The organism is Paenibacillus sp. PCH8, assembly GCF_002968835.1.
Lineage (GTDB): Bacteria > Bacillota > Bacilli > Paenibacillales > Paenibacillaceae > Paenibacillus.
This window is the reverse complement of the sequence record NZ_PKQK01000004.1, coordinates 16,988-31,724: the sequence shown is the minus strand read 5'-3', so window position 1 is coordinate 31,724 and position 14,737 is coordinate 16,988. Positions and strand designations below refer to the sequence as shown.

The 14,737-nt window shown below is 46.6% G+C and carries 12 protein-coding genes and 1 pseudogene; 2 read left to right on the top strand and 11 right to left on the bottom strand.

Annotation, left to right across the window (positions count from 1 at the left end):
* Positions 1-451 precede the first annotated feature (451 nt).
* The 9 genes and pseudogenes from C0Q44_RS21865 to C0Q44_RS21830 form a co-directional block, all read right to left on the bottom strand.
* A complete protein-coding gene (locus C0Q44_RS21865; RefSeq protein WP_105409361.1) occupies positions 452-769 on the bottom strand; it encodes a hypothetical protein in 318 nt (105 codons plus the stop codon).
* 70 nt (positions 770-839) lie between these two features.
* Positions 840-2,318, bottom strand: coding sequence for an AraC family transcriptional regulator (locus C0Q44_RS21860; protein ID WP_181151124.1), 1,479 nt, complete (start codon positions 2,316-2,318; stop codon positions 840-842).
* Between the two features lie 290 nt (positions 2,319-2,608).
* Positions 2,609-3,607, bottom strand: a complete 999-nt coding sequence (locus C0Q44_RS21855) for an ABC transporter substrate-binding protein (protein ID WP_105409359.1) — start codon at positions 3,605-3,607, stop codon at positions 2,609-2,611.
* Positions 3,608-3,784: 177 nt separating this feature from the next.
* Positions 3,785-4,024, bottom strand: coding sequence for a hypothetical protein (locus C0Q44_RS21850; RefSeq protein WP_105409358.1), 240 nt, complete (start codon positions 4,022-4,024; stop codon positions 3,785-3,787).
* Positions 4,025-4,159: a hypothetical protein gene (locus C0Q44_RS31180; RefSeq protein ID WP_258166491.1), complete on the bottom strand. Its 135-nt coding sequence runs from the start codon at positions 4,157-4,159 to the stop codon at positions 4,025-4,027.
* Positions 4,156-4,787: pseudogene (locus tag C0Q44_RS21845) on the bottom strand (histidine phosphatase family protein). The gene C0Q44_RS31180 and the pseudogene C0Q44_RS21845 overlap by 4 nt, the downstream one beginning before the upstream one ends.
* The gene (locus tag C0Q44_RS21840) at positions 4,787-7,009 is read right to left on the bottom strand and encodes a class I SAM-dependent methyltransferase (protein ID WP_105409357.1); all 2,223 of its coding nucleotides are present in this window, start codon (positions 7,007-7,009) and stop codon (positions 4,787-4,789) included. Before C0Q44_RS21840 ends, C0Q44_RS21845 begins: the two are co-directional and overlap by 1 nt.
* Before the next feature lie 344 nt (positions 7,010-7,353).
* The gene (locus tag C0Q44_RS21835; RefSeq protein WP_105409356.1) at positions 7,354-7,800 is read right to left on the bottom strand and encodes a RidA family protein; all 447 of its coding nucleotides are present in this window, start codon (positions 7,798-7,800) and stop codon (positions 7,354-7,356) included.
* Positions 7,793-8,698 (bottom strand): AraC family transcriptional regulator, encoded by a 906-nt coding sequence (locus C0Q44_RS21830; RefSeq protein ID WP_105409355.1) that lies wholly within the window; start codon positions 8,696-8,698, stop codon positions 7,793-7,795. Before C0Q44_RS21830 ends, C0Q44_RS21835 begins: the two co-directional genes overlap by 8 nt.
* A gap of 129 nt (positions 8,699-8,827) precedes the next feature.
* On the opposite strand from C0Q44_RS21830, the gene C0Q44_RS21825 reads away from it, so the two are divergent.
* The gene (locus C0Q44_RS21825; protein ID WP_105409354.1) at positions 8,828-10,117 is read left to right on the top strand and encodes a Gfo/Idh/MocA family oxidoreductase; all 1,290 of its coding nucleotides are present in this window, start codon (positions 8,828-8,830) and stop codon (positions 10,115-10,117) included.
* A gap of 230 nt (positions 10,118-10,347) precedes the next feature.
* Here the strand turns inward: C0Q44_RS21825 and C0Q44_RS21820 are convergent, their stop codons facing one another.
* Positions 10,348-10,707 carry a hypothetical protein gene (locus tag C0Q44_RS21820; protein ID WP_181151123.1) on the bottom strand — a complete coding sequence of 120 codons (360 nt, stop codon included), beginning with the start codon at positions 10,705-10,707 and terminating at the stop codon, positions 10,348-10,350.
* A gap of 109 nt (positions 10,708-10,816) precedes the next feature.
* Between C0Q44_RS21820 and C0Q44_RS21815 the strand changes: the two genes are divergently transcribed.
* On the top strand, positions 10,817-11,239 hold the full coding sequence (locus tag C0Q44_RS21815) for a hypothetical protein (protein WP_105409352.1): 423 nt from the start codon (positions 10,817-10,819) through the stop codon (positions 11,237-11,239).
* A gap of 196 nt (positions 11,240-11,435) precedes the next feature.
* Here the strand turns inward: C0Q44_RS21815 and C0Q44_RS21810 are convergent, their stop codons facing one another.
* A complete protein-coding gene (locus tag C0Q44_RS21810; protein WP_105409351.1) occupies positions 11,436-14,609 on the bottom strand; it encodes a bifunctional cytochrome P450/NADPH--P450 reductase in 3,174 nt (1,057 codons plus the stop codon).
* Between the last annotated feature and the right edge of the window lie 128 nt (positions 14,610-14,737).

The following is a 14,737-nucleotide window of genomic DNA, read 5'->3' as shown; positions in this document are numbered from 1 at the left end:
TAATAGAGATGATCTAAAGTTCCTGTAGATCCCGGAGTACTCTTATCAACAGAAAAAAATGTACCCTCATTATTGTCAGTAGCTTCTGTACCTATTAAATTCCCTCCAGTAAATCCTCCACTGTAATAGAGTCTCTTCCCATCAAGTAATCCACCACTGTAATCTACTGCAGCTTTCACAGTTTGGTTGGGTATTAATACAAACAGCAAAACAATTGCTCCAATAATTAAACTAATATTCTTGAAAAATTTTAAGTTCATTTGAATCCCCCTCATCAATTTCACGTATTAACTAATTTATAATGATTTACTAGAACTGTCTAAACATAAACTTGCTCATCTATAAAATTAAGCTAAATTCTTGAAATTTTATTTTTTTATTGGATATTGAAAAAGCCCAATAAGAATAAATCTCTCCTTGTGCTCCCATATTGTAATTCTAATGAAATTAGCTATTCCCATTCACTTTTTTTGATGTAAGTTGCATCATAAGCAACAATTACATTCGTTTTATATGTTACCTTTTGTATATCATAGACCACAACTTCTTCTTCACCGAAATCTATTAAACTAGAATCCACTTTCTCGAAGACCCCACAATCCTTCACATAAATTACATCTGGATGGTTAGAATCATATTTTAAGCTTGCAGGAAGATCCTCGCCCGAAATTTCATGCGATTCAGCAACCGTAGTCGTTGATATTTCTGTAACAGAAATCATTCCAATAACAGCTACTACTAAAAGTGATATCCCAATTTTTTTCCGCATAAGTTATTCCTTTCTTCAATTCAATTTTTCCTATATCATACATTAAAATGGATTATTATAATATTTCCCCTCAAGCCATAAACCGCAATATATCCTCAATCTTCTTCCCATGAGAGATCACACCGTAGTTCATCCAGCTCATAAAATCCACTTCATACACATTGTCGCTCTTCACCGCAGGCAGACGTTTCCATTCGTCCCTTTCGAGCAACTCGCGCTCATCTCCAGGTTTGGTTGAATTTCCAGTGTCAAATGTAATCAACAAGTGATCCGCATCAAGCTGACTTAACTGCTCCAATCCAATGAAGATCCTCCGCTCGTGTCTTGTCCATTGCTGCACACGGGAGTGCGGAGTCAATCCAAGATCCTGATAAATTACAGGGCCCACGTAGCCCTGCTGATCCCCATAGAGAGTAATATCCGATGCCGATATACGCAAAAAAGCGACCGTTTGACCACGTATATATCGTGCTAATCGTTCTTTGGCTTCTATTGCCTTGTCCTCATATGCACCGATTACATCCTGAACCCGATTCACCTTCCCCAACACATCGGCGGTCGATCTCAAAATGGAGCGCCAATCTTCTCCTAAATGATCTACGTAAAACGTAGGTGCTACCTGTTCAAAGCGGTCCAGATTCCATCGATCATATCCCTTGTCCAGCATAATAAAGTCAGGTATATTGCCCACATTAAATTGAGCATCCTGCTGGCTCACATCGAATTCGGGCACATCATCCAATCCCAGATAATGCTGTCTGCCCCAGGAATGATGCGAACATTGTAATACGGGTTTTACGCCAAGAGCCAACACAAAGTCTTCCAGATAAGGAGCAAAGACACGAACCTCTTGCCGGTGATGACGGCGGTACAATCCAGGTGAAATACCAGCGTATTGCTTGAAACGGCGACCAAAATAATACTCGCTGCTGAATCCCACATGCTGTGCAATTTCATGGATGCGATCATCCGTCAGCTGCAATAGTTGTTTCGAGCGCTCCAGTCGAACCGCATTTACATAATCAAGCGGCAGCTTGCCCGTAATCCTTTTGAACTGCCGAGTGTAGCTGGCTCTGGTAAGACCAATATCTGCCGCGAGCTCATCCACGGTTATCGTCTGATCATAGTGGTCGCCAATATAACGAATTGAACTTTGAAGACGTGCACGCTCATCTGGTGCTTTTGTTTCGGGATCACTCTGGCAGAGCAAGTCGCGGAACCACTCTTGGAAACGAAGCTGTACCTCCCATTGCTCCATCCAATCGCTAGTGATCTGTTGACGCAACATTTGTTCCAAGGCTTCCAGACAGGAACTCCACGGACTGTAATTCAGTTGAATAAGAGGTCGTACTGTCGAAGCATCTGTACATTTGTGAAGTTCACGCTGCCCCGCAGTGTCTTTGGTATGCAAAGCGTTCGAAGTCTCTTCTTTCAACTCAGCTACCATCAGATCAAGCTTATAGTACTGCAATTCATTTTCTGTGCAAGTGGACCTTTCTATCTTAATGGATGTTCCAGCCGGAACAAACATAATCATTCCTTTTTCCAAATGATGAGATTCCCGATCTGAGCAAACCATTGAACCCTTCCCAGACGTTACAACGAATAGATAGTGGACGGTCGACATTCTGTTTAGCAAATGTTTATCCATATGAGATTTATGATGATCTACGTATTCCATATGCTGAAGCGAGCATAGCCAGGGTTTGGGAATCCGTTGTATTATCGTGGGGCACATGTTCATCTTCCTTAACTGAGAATTATTATCATTTAAAACAGTGTATACGAAAAAAGAAAGCTCTTCAACCCTGGCTGAAGAACTTTCTTATGGGATAATACTTATGGAGTCATTTTTTCCAAGAGATCATCAATTTTCATGGAATTCGCTGTAATCGCACCTGATTGCCAATGTGCTCTTTCCATGATGTACACCTGGTTGTTCTTAACCGCCGGAAGGGAGTTCCACAATTTGCTATCAAGTACCTTTAAGGCTTCCTTATTCTCTGGGGAAGACCATTCTCCATTGGAAGGGAAAATAATAAGATGATCCGCATCAAGTTGCGGGATGGCCTCCTCAGACAAGATTTCCTGATATTCTTCCATCTTGCTAACCAGAGGATGAGGTGTTAGACCAAGCTCCGAATAAATAAATCCGGTAAATCGATTCTTCACACCGAACAACGCCAGTGTATCATCGTTAACATTCAACCGGACAACTGCGACTGTCTCTTCCCCGACTGCTTTCTGCAACTTCGCCTTGGCATCTGCAACCTTGGCTCCGAATGCCGCAGCAACTTCTTCACCCTTTTCCGGTTTACCCACAACATCGGCAATGGTTTTCAAAATTTGATTCGAATCCTGCAACACGCTCTCAGGCAAGCGATACGTCGGTGCCACCTTAGAATACATCTCATATTTCTCCATATCTACCCCACCATCTACAATGATGAGATCCGGATCATATTCCAACAAAGCTTCAATGCTGCCTGTGGTATCAAATTGCGGAACATCCAGTTCTAAATAATCCTGTACACCCCACAAAGGATGATACCACTGCACTACAGGTGTAATATCGAGCGCCTTCAGATAATCTTCTACATATATTCCAGCAATCCGCTGTGGTTGAACCGGAATCGTCACATCTCCAAATTCATCCTGTACAACCCGTGTAGCAGGCTCTGTCTCGGTTTCAGTAGTATTTTCTCCAGAAGCTGCACTTTCAGTTGCAGGAGTCTGTTCCGCATTCTTAGCGGTATTTGTACTACATCCTGAAATCACTAGACCCATGAGCAGTAATGTAATCGCCCATCCTTTGAAACCTTTAATAAAACCTACCATGATACCCTTCACCCCTATGTGATCTGTTGAGTAACCGTGAGAATGTTCTACATATAATGATTATCATTCTCATTTATTGCCTAGGTGAATTGTAACTCATGCTTCAGCCGACTCACAATGTACATTTGATGCTATTTTTTTATACAAACGAAAACAACCATGTTCGTCCTCCCTCGCTTATCGCAGGGGCAACCGACCTATACGATAACTCTCCAATAGTTGATTCACAAAGGAATCTTGCATCACATCCTGTAACAGTGCGGCGCCAATTAAACCCATATCATCACTCACATATCCCGCTAACTCAGGTTCACCAGTGAGAGCTAAGGTTTGTTTGAACGCCTGTTCCCTGCCTGCGCGCAGCACCTCTTCTTCAGCCACAGCGGAAGCTTGAACCCATCGTTCAAAGGCTTGCATCTATTGGTCAGCAAATTCAGAGGTATCCCTCTCATCCAGGTAAACTTCCACATCTAACCCTTTGAATGTCTGCTGGGTCAGTATCCGCCCCTCGTTAAGATCCCTCAGTAGCTTCTCCACATCCTTTTTGTTCATTGATCTCCCTCCAGTTCCTCATCCTGGCTAATGCCTGTCTCATATACAACTCTGTTACTCCCACAATCGGGTGACCTGGACCAACTTGTGCTTCCATCAAACTCTAACTTATAAATATCCGGCATCGTAGTATTCTCCCAGAAGTCATAACCGTAGGAAGAATCATAGTGTTGTAAAATGAGCGTCATCACATCTCCATGGGTTCCAATAACTACCTTGTGACCCGCATGTGTATCCAGAATTCTCTCGATCACCGCTATTGCTCTTGAGCAAGCCTGTTCACCAGACTCTCCACCAGGGTAAGCATACGTAGAATCACGGTACAACCGTTGTTTGGCTCCGCGAAAATTCTCATGCTTCACATCCGTACTCGACAGCTGGCGTTCACGCAGATCTTCCTCGGTTACCACGCTTCCACCTGAGCGATCTGCCAGAATCTGAATCGTATCACCGCTCGCCTGTAAGGGCTGGAATAGAACAGTCGAATCTGCTCCCCTTGGAGCAGACTGGCAACCGTTCCAGCATCTTGATGACCTTGCTCTGTCAGCCCACGCTCGCGTTCCTGTCCTTCAACATATCGAGACTCCGCGTGTCTTACAAAATACAATACCGTGCTGGCTTCGCTCATCATCCATCCGCCAACCCTTTCTTCTTCTCAATGACAATCAGGCAGGTGCTGTCTGGCAAAGGAGCAATCTCGCCATCTTCGTTCATGAAAATAATTCGTTCTCCGAGTGCTTCTGTATACCCCTCCTGAAGGAAATGTTCGAAAGTGATAATCTCGGCTTGTTCGCCCAGCGCTTCTCGAATGCAATTCTCATAAGCCGTCGGTGTAAATATACCGAATTGTTCCTGAATCTCATGTACGTATGCCTCTTCGCCCCACGTATAGGTGTAGAGAAATTCCATCGCATCGTTAATTGGCATCACGACCTCGTTGTCCGAGATACGCTCATATTCAATTGCACGACCCCGAAAATCCGCTGCATACCGCTCCAGCCAGTGCATTCCATCCGGTTCCAGGAAACGAATCCGCCGCTTCTGCCCTTCCGGTTCGCTCATAATTCCATCCCGTATTAGAATTCGTCCTCCAGAGGACAATACCTGAAATGAACTTCTCAGCGCTGCCACAACCGTGTCGGAATTGAATCTTCGACCGTCAAGTTCAATATAGGAATACAACTCATGTAGTATCGATGAAAAAATAACCGTATCCACTGTGCCTGACTGCACATATTGCTCCAGTTGCAGGGCATCCCCCTTCCTCACTTGCCAGCGTTTTCCCTCACGCTGTTTTTTACGTTCCAGCGCTTCAATGACATTGGCTGAGATATCGATACCGATTGGCTCCACTTCCGGTTTTTCCTGCTCAATCAGATCCAGCAGAATCCCTCCGCCCGGACCAATATCCAGTACTCGTTTACCAACGATGTAGTCTAGCAGCACTTTTTTGTAATCACCGGAACTATTCATATCGGACAGATACGTCTCTTCATTGTGAAACCGATCATAGGCATCCCGGCGTAGCCCGAACAGATCGAATAACAGTAATACAGCCTTGTCATATAACGGTGACTTCTCCGCTTCAATACAGAATGCAATCAGTTTCTCCGCCGCCGGGGAGAATTCAAAGGTCACGAACAGGGTATCCGGCAGATCCGCATGATGCTCAATGCGATGGGTTAGATGAGGATACACGATCTGCTCTCCTCCAATTAACTGTTCCCACGAATACTGTTCCAGATATTTTTCAATCATTCGTTTTTTGTAAATATTCAGCTTCTTGACACCTTTATAGTCGTAATACATCGTATTCATCAAAGGTTCGAAGCTGATATGACGGACTATATCGGATTGACTCTCCATAGATGTTGGATTCATACTTTCGCTACTAAGCGTCAACAGGAACACTTTCACCATCTCCTGCAACGAGAAATCCTGCATGGCTGACTCCACATACCATAAGGTCCGATGAGCCAGCGGAGCCAGAATCGGTTCCACATCCAGTTCCGTTTGAAGTTTGGCGTAAGCCTCGTCCATGGCTTCTCCTTGTCGAATCGATGAGCTTCTCAAACGGGATAACCGTTCTTTCACGCTCCAATCTTCATGATCTGGTCCGGCGATAATCCAGCCTACAATTCGCTCCACCTCAGCCTGAACCTGTTTCCATAGCGCTGAATCAACGCCTGTAATAATGCACTCATTTAACGCCATCAGTATGGTGTGCAATTCATCTGTAGACAGCCATCCTTTAACGATCAAGGCGTGAAGCGGAGCATTCTCGGCAAATGGAATCTCTCCTCGTATGTATTGGCCGATAAGTCCATGCGTAGCAATTAAAGTACGAATAATCTCATGCCTTGGTGTGTGTGAAGTCGGCGCAGTAGGCTCGCTTATATCTGTACCCTTACTTAGTACACCGCTCGGAGATCCGGGTTGACTTATATTCGTCTCCTTGCTCTTACCAATATGGTTATTCAGGTGGTCTGCCCCTGCGTATAGATCATATAACTGGGCAGACCCCACATTGTGCACAAACAGATTAACGCCCTGCTTTTGCCATACTCGCCGCTGTACCCGTGATCCGGCCTTCGCCGTCTCTGACCACATTAATACTTCCTCCAGAATTTCTCGTACCCAAAAAGAAACCTGAAGTTGCTCCAGCACTTGCAGTGTACGCTCGGCATATTCCAGCACCGGATTGGTGCCCTCAAGTTCGGCGATGGAATGAATGCGTTCGAGATTAATATGGGGCTTCTCCGCTGCTGCCAGCAGTTGCAGCCATTGCTGCCCAGCCACCAGTGTGTTACCTGACTTGTATGAATGTATGGCCTCTAATGAGTGCAGCATGAATTCTTCACCTCGTAATATCTTGTTATATCTAATCCGACGTCCAGACATGTCGCTCAATAATATTACCCAGCTTGGAGCTACATCACCCGCAAGATTCCCGAATCCCAGTCATTTCGTCGATGATCCAGTATTGATCGCCAGACTCACTCCAATTTCCACCAACCCTCCTTAGTCGATTCGATGCAGCCCGCTGCTGCTACTTACGAACTCATCTGTATGCCTGTCACGCAAATGGAGCATCATGTCAGTACACTCCAGCTATTGGAGGCGTGCCTTTCGCACATTCGCTTCAGATTCTTCCAATGAAGGGATGTTCTTGGATTGAACTCTGTCATGCGTACCTATTCCTCCACCTGAAATATGGAATCAATGATTAGTGGTAAATTGTCCCTCACCGATACTGCACCGAATACGGAACGGGCGTGTACCCCCTGATTCCCGAATACTTCCATCATCAGATCCGAGAATCCATTCAGTACTTTATGATGCTCCTGAAACGAAGCGGATGCATTGATGAAGCCCTGCACTTTAACCACTCTCTTCACATGATCCAGTGAACCCAGCACGTCTCGAACAACAGCGAGCACCTCAAGTCCAGCGTTACGTGCAAAATCATATCCCTGCCCGGTTGTGAATTCCGCCCCCAGTTTACCACGTTCGGAGGTGTCGGGCCCTTTCCCGGATACGTACATCATTCCATTTACAATAACGGCATTCGCATATTTCGCTGCTGGCGCACTGGCTGTGGGTAGAATGATCCCCAGTTCATTCAATCTCGCTTCAATCATCGTATGTCTCCCCTTTTTTTATTGGTTTCACCGAACCTGATTCCTTGTACACCTGCCTATAGTCTCTCGGTGACGCTTGAACGGTACGTTTGAACATCTTACCAAAATGAGAAAAATTACTAAATCCCGCGAGCCAGGCGATATCCGTAATGGATTCCTCACTTTCCCGCAGCAGACGCTGTGCTTCCTTGATCCGCAGCAGGTTCAGATAATCACTGAAGGTAAACCCTGTCGTTTGTTTAAACAATCGACTTAGATAATGCGGACTAATGCGAAACATACCCGCCACCTCAGGCAACGTGAGTGTTTGGTGATAATTATCATTGAGGTAACGCACAACTACCTGCGTCTTGGGATGAAGAACCGGCTCACGATCATCGGAAGATAATCTGCTCAAGTGCCGATTACGATAGGCGTACACCAACAATTCAACAACCCGGTGACGCAGCAGCAAGTCGCTTCCGGCTTGGGGACGAAGCATCTCATCGACCATCTCACTAACCATCCGCTCCATAACCTCAGTCATCTGTGAAGGAAACCTTACAATAGGAATCTCCCAGCAGAAAGGCTCCTTCAACCCTTCAACCAGATCAGCTGAAACAGCCATCAGGGCAAAAAGCTCAGGTTTCATATACAGCACAATACGTTCATGGTCGGGCATGCCGCTCTCCAATGTCTTGTGAACCGTATTCCGATCGACAAATACCAGATCACCTGCCTTGACCCGATAGGTTCGGTCCTTGATGAAGTAGATACGCTCGCCAGACAACAAGTAGTACAACTCATAATGATCATGCAAGTGATCGTCCGTCATTGAGAAATATCCCATGCGACGATCATATTCAATATGCAATAAATCCGTGGGATCATGATAGTCTGCATGAAAAGGCTCTGTCATATCGCGGTCTCTCTCCTTTCCATAAATTATAGCAAAATATGCGGCATTTGAAAGCGGTTACGCATAAAATGCGGCGAAAGAAGTACTCCCTTGTTATAGTCTAGAGCTATATTCAAGGAGGCGATAGACATGAGTAACAAGAAACGTTATGTATTAGTTGGAACCGGTGGCCGTGCTGAATTTTTTTACGGTGCCTTGACCCAGAATTACAGGGATACATCCGAGCTTGTGGGCTTTTGCGATATAAATCAAGTCCGAATGACTTATGCAAATCAACTCTTGAAGGAAAAGTACAAGTATCCAGAGGTACCTGCCTATCCTGCGGATCAGTTTGATCAGATGATTGAGAATGAGAAGCCTGACTATGTCATCGTTACCAGCGTTGATCGGACCCATCACAAGTACATCATTCGTGCAATGGAGCTTGGCTGCGACGTTATAACTGAGAAACCCATGACCATAGATGAGGACAAATGCCAGGAGATTCTGGATGCCGTCAAGCGGACCGGGCAGAATGTCAGAGTCACCTTTAACTACCGTTATGCGCCGCACCACACCAAAATACGGGAACTTATTCTCAATGATACCATTGGGAAAGTCACTTCCGTTCATTTCGAATGGCTGCTGAATACCCGCCACGGTGCAGACTACTTCCGTCGCTGGCACCGGGACAAGCGCAATAGCGGTGGACTGCTTGTACACAAATCCACCCATCATTTCGACTTGGTGAATTTCTGGATTGGCTCGCAACCGGATACCGTATTCGCATTCGGAGATCTGATGTTTTATGGCAGAGAGAATGCCGAAGAACGCGGTGTAACACAATTCTATAATCGGGCAACCGGCAATCCAATGGCTCAGGAAGACCCTTTTGCTCTGCACCTGGATTCGGATGCACATCTCAAGTCCATGTATCTGGATGCCGAATCGGAAGATGGTTATCAGCGGGATCAGAGTGTATTTGGAGATGGCATCAATATTGAGGATACGATGGGCGTTCTTGTGAAGTACCGGAACAAAGCCATTTTGACATATTCTCTCGTTGCCTACCAGCCGTGGGAAGGTTATCGCATTGCCATTAATGGCACCAAAGGCCGGATCGAAATGAACATTGTGGAACAATCCTATGTCAATTCATTGGGTGACAAAAGCAAGGAAGGTGCATTGATCGGCAAAACATTGCGCGTTCTCCCGATGTTTGATGCGCCATATGAGGTTGATGTGGAAGAGAAAGCCGGCGGCCATGGCGGAGGTGACCCGGTTCTTCTGAATGATCTGTTCGGAGAACCTGTAGAAGATCCGTTCAACCGTGCGGCTAACCACGTGGACGGCGCAAGATCCATCCTGACCGGTATTGCGGCCAATCGTGCCATCGCCACGGGCTTACCTGTCAACGTCAACCATCTGGTTCGTTTCTAAGAATCACAAGTTCGCAATAGGATTGAGAGTCTCGGATGCACCCAGGTGCATCCACCCGAAACTACATCTGTCGCTAATCCCATACGAAAAAAGCGCAAGTTATAGAGGCATTCTGGCTCTGAACTTGCGCTTTCTGCATTCGGTTATATTCTGTTGACGGTATAAGGCAGATCTTGCTAATTTGTAAATAACCTTTCTTCCCCATCTGTAAAAAGTACGCTCGCTTCCTTTTACACCTTCCGTTTCCACGCCGGGTGACGATAAAATTCAATCGTATCAATATAATTCACCGCGAACTGTTGCTCCACTTCCGACAGCTCCAACAGCTTTCGGTCGATTTGTTTCATCCCCATGACCACATCATGGCGAAGCAGATCCATCGCTATTTTGCCTACAAACCCGCCTTCCATCTCTTTATATTTGGCACGAAACTCTTCATTGTAGATGAGTCCAGGTGTGAACGCCGCTTCAACGAATGCATTAACGAGCGTAAGCTCATTGCCCTCCATCTGTACAGCCATATAATAGTTGCCTCGCTCATCCCGAATGAGGTCTTTGTACATTTCTACGATCATTTGAATCACTCCCACGATATAAAATAAAACTCCGTTGCCCACAACGAACATGGGCTGTCAAATGTACACCTTCCGACCCCGTCCCTTCATATACTACGTACAAATGGCGAACGGAGGAATACTTATGAGCTGGCAGCATCTCCATACTGGAAAAACACTTCAGCAGCGTCTGGAAGAACTCCAGGGGCATCTTGCAGAACTGAATACTCCACTCTCCGGGTTGGAACCGGGACGTATTCGTCGTGTATATTCAAGGCAGTTTATCAAAGTAAACCATCAGTTATTCATCCCACTTAGTCTAAATTCCATTCGGGTATTCGATATTCCACGAACACGGCGAGGCATCCGAGTGGGAATCCGCACGACGTTCCCTTCCTGGAACGCATTTAACAATATCAGATTAGTTGGCGTGGGACTGGATTATCTGGAGCTTCAGGGAAAAGGCAGAGTCCCCTCCCGTATTCTCTTTCCTCTCTCCAGCGTCGAGTCGATCTATCGGCCAACCGTCAGAAGAAAGTGCTCGAAACGGTCGTTCACTCGATCGTAAAGCAGGTTCCAATGGTAACTCTTTCACAGATTTCTCCTGTCTGCGGATGGGCTTCCCTTCCGAATTATAACTCATAGACCCCATATCTGCTCAAGAATCGGCTCATATGCAAAAAGCGGTGAGAACAGAACTGCTTCTGTATCTCACCGCTCCACCAGTTACGGACCTGAATCACCATTCACTTCACATACTTACATCAGATACCTGTCCATACATCCTTGGCGTATCGCCCTTCCTGCTGAAGTTGATCGAACCATTCTTCGGCTTCCTGTGCAGATTTGCCTTGAATATCAGCGTATGCTTGCTTGAGTGTCGCCTCCACATCAGGCGCCATCTTGCTACCATCACCGCAAATATACAGATGTCCACCCTGTTTCAGCAAAGAAATTAATTGGTGAGCATCGTCTCTCATCAGATGCTGTACATAACATTTCTCTTCCCCGTGCACTCGGGAGAAAGCGGTATGAAGCTGGACAAGCCCTTCTTCCTGGGCTGCTTCCAATTCGTTTTTGTACAGATAATCATGTTCAGGATTCCGGCATCCAAAGTACAGATGGGCTTCGCCAACCTCCTGTCCTTGTTCTTTCAACACATGCCTTGCTTGCAGAAAACCTCGGAATGGGGCCACACCTGTACCCGGACCCACCATAATAACAGGAACCTGAGCGTCCCCCGGCAATTGGAACCCCGACTCAGGAGTCCGGATGAACATGACAACTTCATCACTGGATTTCAGGTTAGCCAGATAATTAGACGCAATGCCTTTGTACTCGCCCTGTCCGCTCCAAGCCGGGGCACGCACAACACTGACCGTAATACTCGCTCGATCGGGCTGAACACGCGGTGAACTGGAGATCGAATAATATCTGGCTTTCAGCGCAGGCAACAATTCGAGAAAACGCTCAAACGGCAGTTCACATGCCTCGTATTTCACCAGATAGTCTAACATCGAGATACGTTTATTTCGTACTTCTTCCATATACATGGACTCATCAAGCAATGCTTCTAGCTCTTTTTTATGCGGTGGACATACCGTATATGCTGCCATTTCTCTCAGTTGCGCACGAGTTGCCGCCTCTTGAAGTTCAACGCTATGACTGAGCAGATCATACAGGTTAACCGGTTGATGAAGCGGCAGATGTGCGGCACTTCGACCGGATGCATCCAGAACCAGATGTTCCGTTCCGGTGAATCCATATCGACGCAATGCACGTTCTACAAGCTCAGGTGGATTCTGCGGCAGAATGCCCAGGTGATCCCCTTCCCTGTAGGTTATGCCTTCTGGCAATTTGATCTCCAGGTGACGTGTGCTTCGTTCACTGCCCGCGTCGTGAAGCTCCCTGTTCTGTAATACGTCCGCCACATGTGCATCATACGTGTCTGCAAGTGGAGTCACTGCGAGTCCACTGACGAATTGCACAGATAGAGAGCTGCGTTCGCTATTGGAGCTTGTGTTCAGTTTCAGTTCCATCGTTCGTGCAAGATCCGGCCATAATTGCTCCGTCCAATCTCCCACCTGCTTCTCAAAATCACCGCTTGCATCGGACTCACCCAAGGGCGATAACCGCTCGGCTCCTCTCGAAGACAATTGTTCATCTATTAAACGTGGAATACGCTGATAGGTGCTCGCCCAGTTGTGGTCACCACATCCAAGAACAGCGAAACGCACGCCCTTGAATTCATTGGCGTCCGCATGTTCAATCCACTCGACGAACATCTTGGCATTACTTGGCGGCTGACCATTATAAGATGCACTGACAATAATAACGGCACCATCCTTCGGTAGTTTGCCTACACGATCATCCAGCGTAGCAACCTCACTACGGAATCCCTGATATCTGGCGGTATCGGCGATTTCACGCGCAATGCCTTCCGCCGTGCCTAGATTGGAACCGTACAGAACCAGCATCGGTGTGTGATGGGCATTTGCCGCATCTGGCTCTGTTCTTTTGGCGACTGGAGTCGGTTCTTCGAGCGCTACACCCGGAACGGCCATGACCGGTTGGCCCCCACGAGCACGTACGCGAATGGTGAAGTTATCCGGTTTGAGTGTCAAAGTTTCTTTGACCTTTAACTGATAATCGGAATGATCTATGAAGTCAAAATGCTTGAGCACCATGCCCAGCACCAAAGTCGCTTCCTGAAGTGCAAATTGCTGACCAATACAGGCCCGTTGACCATTTCCAAAAGGCTTGTACGCATCATGCGGCACTTTGCTCGGATCTTCGAACCGTTCCGGGCGGAATTCCTCCACATCATCTCCCCAGGCTTCGCGGTCCCGATGCAATTTCGGAATAAGTACACTGACGCTGTCGCCTTTTTGCAAAGGATATTGACCCGCAAGTACCGTGTCATCTTTGGCATACAGGGAAAAGGCAGGAGCTGTAGGCCACAATCGAAGCGCTTCATTCAGAACCATACGCACATACTTCAGATTGCGAACCTGATTGTACGTTGGAACCGGATCTTTCAGAATCTGATCCACTTCGGCTCTGGCTTTAGCGAGCGTATCCGGGTTCTTCATCAGATAATAGACGGCGAAGGATAACAGACCACTCGTAGTCTCATGTCCTGCAATCAGGAAGGTAATAATCTGATAGCGAATGTTCTCATCATCCAGTGTTTCTCCCGTTTCCGGGTCCTTGCCACTGAGCATATGGGACAACAGATCATCTGCGCCTTCCTGCGGTTTCTCTTTGCGCTCGGCAATAATGTGATCCACCAAGGAGAACATCGAACGGATATCCTGTTCAAACTGTTTCTTTTTGGTGATCATCAGTTTGTCTTGCAGACGCAGTCGCTGCAATGAACTCATGGATTCGTCCAGCGCACGAACCATACTTGTAATGAATGGATGTGGTTCTTCCCGGTAGAAGCTGTTAAACCGATAGTTGAAACCACAGAGTCCAATCGTGTCGAGCGTAAGACGTGTCATATCATCCGGAACGTTAACCGTCTCATCCGGGTTCAGTCGTGACCATTTCTGGACCAGCTGCACAGCTAGGTCAATCATTTTGTTGTGGTATCCCTGCATGGCACGCTGACTGAAACTTGGTAGCAGCACGTTATGGGCTTTTTTCCAATTCGGCTCTTCGGTCCAGCTCGTGAACAGCCCATCTCCTGCGAACGCACGAACCTTCGCAAGCGGTGCCCACACGCGTTTGTCGAACTTGGATTCATCTGTGACCTCGGCTACGAGCTTATGGCCTGAAATATACAATTCACTTCGTCCAGGGTACTCCATTCGGAAGATCGGTCCATACTCGTCAGCAAGTTTCACCAAGGATTGCACCGGCTCATCAAAGTTCAATTGCGGCAAATTGCCCAGTGGGCCAAATGTTTTCGGTTGTGGCACTGAAATTGGTGGCATGACGCTCACTCCTTCTCTCCAAGTTAAGAGTTCTACAACTACAAATAATGACGCGAATACATTACTCTACAGATCAACAGATTTAGTGTTATTTTTTGCACATTTTCTCATTTCATCCAGATAACCGT

What these genes read in the sequence shown, in the direction of transcription:
- C0Q44_RS21850 (WP_105409358.1), bottom strand. Translation starts at nt 4,024, where the DNA reads ATGCAAGCCTTTGAACGATGGGTTCAAGCTTCCGCTGTGGCTGAAGAA.
- C0Q44_RS21810 (WP_105409351.1), bottom strand. Translation starts at nt 14,609, where the DNA reads ATGCCACCAATTTCAGTGCCACAACCGAAAACATTTGGCCCACTGGGC.
- C0Q44_RS21815 (WP_105409352.1), top strand. Translation starts at nt 10,817, where the DNA reads ATGAGCTGGCAGCATCTCCATACTGGAAAAACACTTCAGCAGCGTCTG.
- C0Q44_RS21830 (WP_105409355.1), bottom strand. Translation starts at nt 8,698, where the DNA reads ATGACAGAGCCTTTTCATGCAGACTATCATGATCCCACGGATTTATTG.
- C0Q44_RS21835 (WP_105409356.1), bottom strand. Translation starts at nt 7,800, where the DNA reads ATGATTGAAGCGAGATTGAATGAACTGGGGATCATTCTACCCACAGCC.
- C0Q44_RS31180 (WP_258166491.1), bottom strand. Translation starts at nt 4,159, where the DNA reads ATGAACAAAAAGGATGTGGAGAAGCTACTGAGGGATCTTAACGAGGGG.
- C0Q44_RS21865 (WP_105409361.1), bottom strand. Translation starts at nt 769, where the DNA reads ATGCGGAAAAAAATTGGGATATCACTTTTAGTAGTAGCTGTTATTGGA.
- C0Q44_RS21855 (WP_105409359.1), bottom strand. Translation starts at nt 3,607, where the DNA reads ATGGTAGGTTTTATTAAAGGTTTCAAAGGATGGGCGATTACATTACTG.
- C0Q44_RS21825 (WP_105409354.1), top strand. Translation starts at nt 8,828, where the DNA reads ATGAGTAACAAGAAACGTTATGTATTAGTTGGAACCGGTGGCCGTGCT.
- C0Q44_RS21840 (WP_105409357.1), bottom strand. Translation starts at nt 7,009, where the DNA reads ATGCTGCACTCATTAGAGGCCATACATTCATACAAGTCAGGTAACACA.